General features: G+C 66.8%; 4 protein-coding genes. All 4 read left to right on the forward strand.

The genetic code is table 11. The annotated features are described in order from the left end of the window. The first annotated feature begins 451 nt into the window (after nt 1–451). The 4 genes from ACTOQ2_RS43455 to ACTOQ2_RS43470 all read left to right on the forward strand — a co-directional run bounded on the left by ACTOQ2_RS43455 (nt 452) and on the right by ACTOQ2_RS43470 (nt 7,549). Nucleotides 452–808 carry a hypothetical protein gene (locus ACTOQ2_RS43455; protein WP_440107822.1) on the forward strand — a complete coding sequence of 119 codons (357 nt, stop codon included), beginning with the start codon at nt 452–454 and terminating at the stop codon, nt 806–808. A 25-nt stretch (nt 809–833) separates the two neighbouring features. Beyond that, the gene (locus ACTOQ2_RS43460) at nt 834–4,985 is read left to right on the forward strand and encodes a hypothetical protein (protein ID WP_440107825.1); all 4,152 of its coding nucleotides are present in this window, start codon (nt 834–836) and stop codon (nt 4,983–4,985) included. Nucleotides 4,986–5,232: 247 nt separating this feature from the next. Next, nucleotides 5,233–7,017, forward strand: coding sequence for an IS481 family transposase (locus tag ACTOQ2_RS43465; RefSeq protein ID WP_440107826.1), 1,785 nt, complete (start codon nt 5,233–5,235; stop codon nt 7,015–7,017). Nucleotides 7,018–7,051: 34 nt separating this feature from the next. Further along, complete coding sequence (locus ACTOQ2_RS43470; protein ID WP_440107828.1) at nt 7,052–7,549, forward strand: YxiG-like protein; 498 nt, start codon at nt 7,052–7,054, stop codon at nt 7,547–7,549. Nucleotides 7,550–7,682 lie beyond the last annotated feature (133 nt).

Genomic DNA, 7,682 nt, shown 5'->3' on the forward strand with positions numbered 1-7,682 from the left:
GCGCGACGGGCTTGCCGGTCTCCTTCACGATACGCACCGCACCCGCCCGGAACTCCGGATCAAAGCGCCGTCGCGTGACTGCTGCCACGACCAAACCTCTCCCGGTTCGGTCTCCACGCTATGAGGGGAAGGCCAGCTGGGAGATCTCCGCAGACGGGATCGCCCTGCTGGAGGCGGCGTCGATGCCGGTCATCCGGTATCGCTGGCGCGCGTGGGACATCCCGACACCCTGGTCCCGGCGGACAGAACAACCATCCCCAGCGGCATGAACCTGTGGAGAGCCGGGTGCTTGGAGACGAGCACGCCCGGTTCGGCGGGCGGGCCGGGGAAACGGACCAGTCGCAAGGCTGACACCGCGCCCCGGTCCGACCCAACAGCCTCTTGTGTTCTCGCGGCGGCCGATATGTGAATTGTTATGCGTTGTCACGCTCTGTGGGAGGACAATGCGAGGATGACGGCTCGGCGGTGGGTTCTGGTGGGAACGGCTGTGCTGGTGGTCGGTGTGGCCGTGATGCTGGTCTGGCTGCGGTGGGAGAGTGCGAACAAGGTCGCGACGGCGGTGTCGGCGCTGGCGGGGCTGGCGGCGGTCGGGGTGGCGGTGTGGGCGGGCTGGTCGACGGTCTCGGCCGGTGGCGGCCGGGTGCGTGTTAAGAAGACGGGGACGGCGACGGTTTCGGGGGCGGGGGATGCGAACACCGGTGTGGTGGGCAAGTCCGGGGCTGTTCCCGGAGATGTGGTGGTGGACGGGAGCGGGGACGCCAAGGCGTCGGGTGAGGGTGATGCCAACTCCGGTATCCGGTTGAGCTGACGTCGTTCAAAGGGCGGGCGCGGGTATGGACGGCGGGCGCTGGAAGGGCGGTGTCCGGGAGAGCGGGACGGCATCAGCCGAGTCGGGTGGATATGCCAACACAGGTATCCATATCGGGGATGTCCATCGGGAGCCGGTGGCGCGGTCGGCGTACCTGGAGCAGGTTGAGCAGATCTTCCCGTGGACGTTGGAGGGCCGCTCTGAGGAGTTGGCCGAGCTGGCGGCGTTCTGCTCGGGTGAGGGCGATCCGGGTTATGTGTGGTGGCAGGGGCCGGCGTGGGCGGGTAAGTCGGCGTTGATGGCGACGCTGGTGTTGCATCCTCCGGCGGGGGTGCGGGTGGTGTCGTTCTTTATCACGGCCCGGTATGCGGGGCAGAGTGATCGTCAGGCGTTCTTGGATGTGGTGTTGCCGCAGTTGGCGGAGCTGCTGGGGCAGTCGCTGCCGCCGTTGCTGGGGGTGTCGACGCAGCAGGGGTGGTTCAACCGGTTATTGAAGGAGGCCGCTCGCGCGTGTGTGCAGGCTGGTGAGCGGCTGGTGTTGGTGGTGGATGGGCTGGATGAGGATCGGGGGGTGACGGTCGGGCCGGGGGCGCACAGCATCGCGGCGTTGCTGCCGCCGGTAGTGGTGGAGGGGTTGCGGGTGGTGGTGGCCGGGCGGCCCAATCCCCCGGTGCCGTCGGACGTGCCCATGAGGCATCCGTTGCGGGATGCGCGGATCGTGCGGGTGTTGACGCCGTCGCCTGCGGCGCAGGTTATCCGTGATGACGCTGAGCGTGAGTTGGAGCATGTGCTGCACGGGGATGCCGCTGGGCGTGACTTGCTGGGGTTGCTGGTGGCTGCGGGTGGTGGTTTGAGCGTTGAGGATCTGGCGGAGTTGACCGGGTCGCCGGTGGGTGTAGTGCGCAAGTGGTTGCATGCGGTGTCGGGGCGGACGTTTACCGGTCGGGAGGGTCTGTGGCGGCCGGGTACGGGGGCGCGGGTGTTCGTGCTGGCGCATGAGGAGCTTCACGTTGCCGCGGTGGAGTCGCTGGGGGCGCGGATGTTGTCGGGGTGTCGTGACCGGATTCATGCGTGGGCGCGGAGTTATCAGGATCGGGGGTGGCCGGCCGAGACGCCGGAGTATCTGTTGCAGGGTTATCACCGGCTGCTGAGTTCGGTGGGTGATCTGGAGCGGATGGTGGCATGCGCGACCGATGGGGCGCGGCTTGATCGGATGCTGGACATCAGCGGGGGGGATGCTGCGGCGCTGGCTGAGATCACCGCCTGTCAGGCAGTAATCTGCGGGCAGGACGAGCCGGATTTGTCGGCGATGCTGCTGCTTGCCTATACCCGCGATCGGTTGGCCGAGCGCAACGCGAGGCTCCCGACCGAGTTACCCGCAGTATGGGCGCGGCTGGGTAACTCCGTTCGTGCTGAGGCCTTAGCCCGTTCCATCACCGATCCCGATCTTCAAGGGCGGGCGTTGGCGGAGCTGGTGGAGGCATTGGCTGGTGCAGGTGAACACGAACAGGCCGAGACCGTAGCCCGCTCCATCACCGATCCCCGCCTTCAAGCGCAGGCGTTGACAGCGTTGGCGCGGGCATTGGCTGGTGCAGGTGAACACGAACAAGCCAAGACCGTAGCCCGCTCCATCACCGATCCCCGCCTTCAAGCGCAGGCGTTGACAGCGTTGATGGAGGCGCTGGCTGGTGCGGGTGAGCACGAGCGTGCTCGGCTGCTCGCTCAAAAGGCCAAGACCGTAGCCCGCTCCATCACCGATCCCCGCCTTCAAGCGCAGGCGTTGGCGGAGCTGGCGCGGGCATTGGCTGGTGCAGGTGAACACGAACAAGCCGAGACCATAGCCCGCTCCATCACCGATCCCGACCTTCAAGCGCAGGCGTTGACAGCGTTGGCGGGGGCGCTGGCTGGTGCAGGTGAACACGAACAAGCCGAGACCATAGCCCGCTCCATCACCGATCCCCGCCTTCAAACGTGGGCGTTGACAGCGTTGGCGGGGGCGCTGGCTGGTGCAGGTGAACACGAACAAGCCGAGACCATAGCCCGCTCCATCACCGATCCCCGCCTTCAAACGTGGGCGTTGACAGCGTTGGCGGGGGCGCTGGCTGGTGCAGGTGAACACGAACAAGCCGAGACCATAGCCCGCTCCATCACCGATCCCCGCCTTCAAACGTGGGCGTTGACGGAGCTGGCGGGGGCGCTGGCTGGTGCAGGTGAACACGAACAAGCCGAGACCATAGCCCGCTCCATCACCGATCCCGACCTTCAAGCGTGGGCGTTGACAGCGTTGGCGGGGGCGCTGGCTGGTGCAGGTGAGCACGAGCGTGCTCACCTGCTCGCTCAAAAGGCCAAGACCGTAGCCCACTCCATCACCGATCCCCGCCTTCAAACGTGGGCGTTGACAGCGTTGGCGCGGGCGCTGGCTGGTGCAGGTGAACACGAACAGGCCGAGACCATAGCCCGCTCCATCACCGATCCCCGCCTTCAAGCGTGGGCGTTGACAGCGTTGATGGAGGCGCTGGCTGGTGCAGGTGAGCACGAGCGTGCTCGGCTGCTCGCTCAAAAGGCCAAGACCGTAGCCCACTCCATCACCGATCCCGACCTTCAAGCGCAGGCGTTGACAGCGTTGATGGAGGCGCTGGCTGGTGCAGGTGAGCACGAGCGTGCTCGGCTGCTCGCTCAAAAGGCCGAAACCGTAGCCCGCTCCATCACCGATCCCGACCTTCAAGCGCGGGCGTTGGCGGAGCTGGCGCGGGCATTGGCTGGTGCAGGTGAACACGAACAGGCCAAGACCGTAGCCCGCTCCATCACCGATCCCGACCTTCAAGCGCAGGCGTTGACAGCGTTGGCGGGGGCGCTGGCTGGTGCGGGTGAGCACGAGCGTGCTCGGCTGCTCGCTCAAGAGGCCGAAACCGTAGCCCGCTCCATCACCGATTTCGATCTTCAAGCGCGGGCGTTGGCGGAGCTGGCGCGGGCATTGGCTGGTGCAGGTGAACACGAACAGGCCGAAACCGTAGCCCGCTCCATCACCGATCCCGACCTTCAAGCGCAGGCGTTGACAGCGTTGATGGAGGCGCTGGCTGGTGCGGGTGAGCACGAGCGTGCTCGGCTGCTCGCTCAAGAGGCCGAAACCGTAGCCCGCTCCATCACCGATCCCGACCTTCAAGCGCGGGCGTTGGCGGAGCTGGTGCGGGCATTGGCTGGTGCAGGTGAACACGAACAGGCCGAGACCATAGCCCGCTCCATCACCGATCCCGACCTTCAAGCGCAGGCGTTGACGGAGCTGGTGCGGGCGCTGGCTGGTGCAGGTGAACACGAACAGGCCGAGACCATAGCCCGCTCCATCACCGATCCCCGCCTTCAAGCGTGGGCGTTGACAGCGTTGATGGAGGCGCTGGCTGGTGCAGGTGAGCACGAGCGTGCTCGGCTGCTCGCTCAAAAGGCCAAGACCGTAGCCCACTCCATCACCGATCCCGATCTTCAAGTGCGGGCGTTGACGATGTTGACGGGAGCGCTGGCTGGTGCGGGTGAACACGAACAGGCCGAAACCGTAGCCCGCTCCATCACCGATCCCGACCTTCAAGCGCAGGCGTTGACAGCGTTGGCGGGGGCGCTGGCTGGTGCGGGTGAGCACGAGCGTGCTCGGCTGCTCGCTCAAGAGGCCGAAACCGTAGCCCGCTCCATCACCGATCCCGACCTTCAAGCGCGGGCGTTGGCGGAGCTGGTGCGGGCATTGGCTGGTGCAGGTGAACACGAACAGGCCGAGACCATAGCCCGCTCCATCACCGATCCCGACCTTCAAGCGCAGGCGTTGACGGAGCTGGTGCGGGCGCTGGCTGGTGCAGGTGAACACGAACAGGCCGAGACCATAGCCCGCTCCATCACCGATCCCCGCCTTCAAGTGCGGGCGTTGACAGCGTTGGCGGGGGCGCTGGCTGGTGCAGGTGAACACGAACAGGCCGAAACCGTAGCCCGCTCCATCACCAATTCCGACTCTCAAGCCAAGGCCATTGTCTCGATCGTGAATCACAACGACATGTCTCGAAATCGTCAGCTACTCGCGTGGGGATTGAACAGGTTGGGCCATGTTGATCTACTAAAAAGCGTCGTAAAGGTTGAACCGGCCGCAGGTTGCCGACTTGCGCAAGCGATAGAGCAGGCTGATCGCAAGCCACGATGAAGAACCTTCGGAGCTCAATGGGCTTGTTAAAGGCGAACAGCGCGTGGGCGGTGCTGGCCGCGACCGGCCGAAGAGCCGCAGCGCGGCCAGCGGCCGACCACGCGCGGCGGGTCGCCGCAGGCGGCACGCCCTTGAAGACGTAGAGAAAGTTCTCATCCGGAGTAGGCGAACTTCGTGTCAGGTCTCATGATCTGCGTGACAGATCGTACTCAGGAGGTGTGTGACACTTCGCCGAGTGCTGGCGGAGTTGAGCGTGGTCGAGCAGCGGTACCAAGCCGTGCTGCAGGTGTCATCCGGGGCGAGCGTCACCGAGGTCGCCCGTAGGTTCGGAGTCTCGCGTCAAACGGTGCACCGGTGGCTGAGCCGCTATCGCGATCAGGGCCTGGACGGTTTGTCGGACCGCTCGTCTCGCCCGCATACCTCCCCGGCTCGAACTCCGGCCGCGGTGGAGGCGTTGATCTGTGAGCTGCGGCGTAACCATCCCCGCTGGGGCGCCCGCCGCCTGGTGTGGGAACTGACCCGCCGCACCTGCCCCGGCCCGGTGCCGTCCCGGGCCACGGTGCACCGCGTGCTCATCCGCCACCACCTGGTGCAGCCCGTCCCCCGGCGCCGGCGGCGCGAGGACTACAAGCGCTGGCAGCGCTCGGAGCCGATGCAGCTGTGGCAGATGGACATCGTCGGCGGGATCATTTTGGCCGACGGCACCGAATGCAAGATCGTCACCGGGGTCGACGACCATTCCCGCTATTGCGTGGCCGCCACCGTGGTGATGCGCCCCACCGGCCGGGCTGTGTGCCTGGCCCTGGTCGACGCATTGGGTCGCCACGGCGTCCCCGATGAGCTGCTGACCGACAACGGCAAGCAGTTCACCGCCCGGTTCGGCCGCGGCGGAGAGGTGTTGTTCGACCGGATCTGTCGTGAGAACGGCATCACCCACCGGCTGACCCGCCCGCGCTCGCCCACCACCACCGGCAAGGTCGAACGCTTCCACCAGACCCTGCGCCGCGAACTGCTCGACGACCACGAGCCGTTCGACAACATCGAGCACGCCCAGCAGGTCCTGGACGTCTTCGTCGCCGACTACAACACCCACCGCCCCCACCAGGGGCTGGACATGGCCCGCCCCGCCGACCGGTTTCGGCCCCGCTGCGACGAGCGGCTGCCGTTGCGCCTGCCGGCGGACCTGCGCGCCGCAGGAGCACTCCCCGCACCTGAAACGGAACCGGAGACCGTCGCTGAGCTGGCGGCGATGGCACCGGTGCCGGTCGAGACAGCAACGCCGGTGGTGCCGGTGAACGGAATCGATCCGGTGGATCTGGCGGTTGAGTTCACGCGGGTCGTGCCGGCCTCGGGCAACCTGACCGTCTGCGGGCAGCAGTTCTGGCTCGGCACCCACCGCGCCGGTCTGACGCTCACCCTGCGGGCCGACGCCGGCATCGTCGAATTGTTGATCGCCGGGGCCCGGATCAAGAAGGTGCCGTCCCGGCTCAGCATCCAGCATCTGCGGCAGCTGATCGCTGAGGGCGGCACCCGCATCCAACCGGTCGCCGCACCGGCCCGCCCCGGTGCCGACGGGGCGGTCGAGGTGGAGCGGACCGTCAACGCTTCCGGTTCGGTCTCCCTCGGCGGCCGGCAATACCCGGTCGGCTCCCCGTTCGCCGGACGGCGGCTGACCATCCGTCTGGAGGGCGCCGTGTTGCACCTGAGTGACGGGTCCGCGCTGCTGCGCAGCTTGCCCAACCCGCTCACCGACGATCAGGCGGCCCGGCTGCGTGATGCCCGCCCCGCCGGGCCCGCACCCCAACCGGCCACCGAACCGATGCGGGTGCAGCGGCGGGTTAGCAGCCGCGGCTGGATCGCCATCGCTGGACAGCGCATCGGCGTCGGCATCGGCCACGCCGCAGCGACCGTGACCGTTGAAGCAGCCGACGCCACCTTCCGCATCATCCACGCCGGCCAGGTCATCGCTGAGGTCGCCCGCACCACCACCAAACCGATCGCCCGGTTCAAAGTCCGCAAACCCCAGCACTGACCGAAAGATCACGCCGTCGGGTAGAACTGCGTGCATGGATCCGGCGAAGCTGCAACAAGCCCTGGACGATGTCTTCGACCAGGCGCTGCTCAACCATGGCTTCACGAACTACATGCGCGACTACCAGCTCGTGATCCACGCGACCGCCGACCCCAGGAGCGGGATCGCGCCGGCGACGCTGCGCTACCTGTTCCGCCGCTGCGTGCAGGCCACCTGCACCACCACCGTCTCGGCCGACACCTGGCGCGGGTCCCTCGATGACCGGCTGATCACCTACGAAACCGGCGTCGACCTCGACGGATACGTCTGGGGCGTTAACTGGCAGGAGCTCTACCCGGGGGCCACGCTCATCACCGACTCACCGACCGCCCGACACTGGGCCACAGCCCTTGGTATCGACTTCCACGAGGTCCGAATCCAGGCCAACGCCCATGATCTGACCCTGATCTTCTCCGACCTGCAGATCGAAGAGCTCCCGTCCGAATGGCAGGGGTCTGTCAATCAAACGGCTCTGTCGCAGATTCGGTGGTGACGGAACGTCTCCTGCGTCACGGTGAGTCATGGGTGATGTCGACGAGCTGGTGAGTGTCGTGTTCTCGGGCTTATTGCCGCTGGTCGTGGAGTCTGTGGCAGATGAGGGGGAACATATCCGGGTGCGGGCGCGG

The sequence above is a fragment of the Streptosporangium sp. H16 genome, assembly GCF_051918855.1.
Lineage (GTDB): Bacteria > Actinomycetota > Actinomycetes > Streptosporangiales > Streptosporangiaceae > Streptosporangium.

What these genes read in the sequence shown, in the direction of transcription:
- ACTOQ2_RS43455 (WP_440107822.1), top strand. Translation starts at nt 452, where the DNA reads ATGACGGCTCGGCGGTGGGTTCTGGTGGGAACGGCTGTGCTGGTGGTC.
- ACTOQ2_RS43460 (WP_440107825.1), top strand. Translation starts at nt 834, where the DNA reads ATGGACGGCGGGCGCTGGAAGGGCGGTGTCCGGGAGAGCGGGACGGCA.
- ACTOQ2_RS43470 (WP_440107828.1), top strand. Translation starts at nt 7,052, where the DNA reads ATGGATCCGGCGAAGCTGCAACAAGCCCTGGACGATGTCTTCGACCAG.